The sequence below is a fragment of the Centipeda noxia ATCC 43541 genome, from assembly GCF_000160555.1.
Classification (GTDB): domain Bacteria; phylum Bacillota; class Negativicutes; order Selenomonadales; family Selenomonadaceae; genus Centipeda; species Centipeda noxia.
In genome coordinates this window covers 182,644-184,210 of record NZ_GG749279.1, presented here as the reverse complement: position 1 = coordinate 184,210, position 1,567 = coordinate 182,644, and the positions used below count along the sequence as shown (strand labels likewise).

The 1,567-nt window shown below is 41.9% G+C and carries 2 protein-coding genes and 1 pseudogene; all 3 read right to left on the bottom strand.

Annotated elements, in window-relative coordinates; genetic code table 11:
- Positions 1 to 25: 25 nt before the first annotated feature.
- A complete protein-coding gene (locus HMPREF7545_RS02320; protein WP_006694064.1) occupies positions 26 to 424 on the bottom strand; it encodes a hypothetical protein in 399 nt (132 codons plus the stop codon).
- Entirely contained in the window at positions 421 to 834 is a 414-nt protein-coding gene (locus tag HMPREF7545_RS02315; protein ID WP_006694063.1) for a hypothetical protein, read from the bottom strand. Before HMPREF7545_RS02315 ends, HMPREF7545_RS02320 begins: the two co-directional genes overlap by 4 nt.
- 2 nt (positions 835 to 836) lie before the next feature.
- A pseudogene (locus HMPREF7545_RS10350) lies at positions 837 to 1,567 on the bottom strand (hypothetical protein); the annotation flags it as partial.

Here is a 1,567-nt window from a genome sequence, read left to right as displayed (position 1 = left end):
GTAATGTTCGGCACCTATAATAAGATTATCTCTCCTCATCTCCGAGTATCGCCGATATGCAGATTTCATAATATCCATTTCCTTGAGAAATTTTGGCAACGTAATCTTTTTTATAACCCCGCATATAATTCCCCCCCTCGGTCACATCACGCCACCCATTTGCAATCATTTCCTGTTTGTTAAATATATGATACATATCGCCCTTCACCTTAATATAAAATTGACGATCTCCTCCTATAAAAGTCTTATTTTCAATATCAAGGACTGTTTCGGTCTGTATCTCTTTTAGATCATGCAGCGCATAAACAAGAATGAGTTCGCGAGTTTTCGTGTGCTTATCAAAGAGGAGTGGGAGATATAAATATACATAGGAAAATATAAGTATCACTCCTATGATCACAACTTTAAATTTTCTATCAATCAATCTCCATCTCTCCCATTTCCGATAAGAATCAGATACTCATTCCCTTTTTGAGATATTGAATACTCGATATTTTCATCTGGTGATTTATAGTGATTATATTCAACCTCTATCCCATCTTTGTAACTTTTTTCATGGGTTTTCAACTCCAATTCTCCTTTGTATCGTTTCATCTCCTGCTCTATACCTCGTGGGCTACTGTACTTAATTATTATACTAAATCGTTTACCAAGGCGATCGCTAGGGATAGCTTCTATGACATCGTGTTTAGGTGGCAAATCAAGTTCTTGAAAAGCAACGAGAAAATTATTCCAATTTTCTCGTTCTTTTGTTTTAATCCCATATATATAGATAGCAAAACATAATAGAGCAACAGAATAGATAGTTAATATGATGAACTTTCTCTTTTTCATAATTAAAAATCCTTTTGTTCTCCTTCGTAAAGTGTTCCTCCTAGAGAAAGCCCGGCCCCCGGCGTAGTGCCTACGAAATCATAAACAAAGTAATATTTTCCAAATCCCCAAGCAATTCCTTTTCCCACCCCCATACTTATAGCCCCGTCAATAGACGGTCCTGTCAATTGCTCTTTTATTATGTTAGGATCAGTGATAATATTTCCATCTGAATCTTCCAAATGCCCTCGCCCCATTATCATGCTAGCCCCCCAAGGAGCTTTTCCAGCTCCTAAACTATATGAACTATACACCGGTGTCCCTTCCACATTAAATACCATAATTGTTCCTTGCACGCTTACACCATATGCTCCACCGGATACTCCTATGAGGTTACAATATCCCTCTGGTAGATTATGCACAATATTGTCATCCCGAATTGCCTCCCTAACAAACTGAATTTCTGTGAGCAAGCTATTATTCTTTGTCCCGCTTGCCGCCGCTGCGGCACCTGCTCCCGCTGTTCCGCCGGCTGCTCTGGCTGCCGCCGCGCCGACGATAGCGCTCACGATTTGTGCCGCGCCGGGATCATGCTTGGCAATCTTGTCAATTTCTTTAATCACGGCTTCGTTCAGTCCCGCACCCGCGGCGCCCGATGTGAAGCCCGCCCCCGTGATGCTGCTCATGATGCCACCGATGGCCGCGTGGACAAGGATTTTCGTTCCTTTGCCGTCGTTCGGGAGTTTATGCGCGA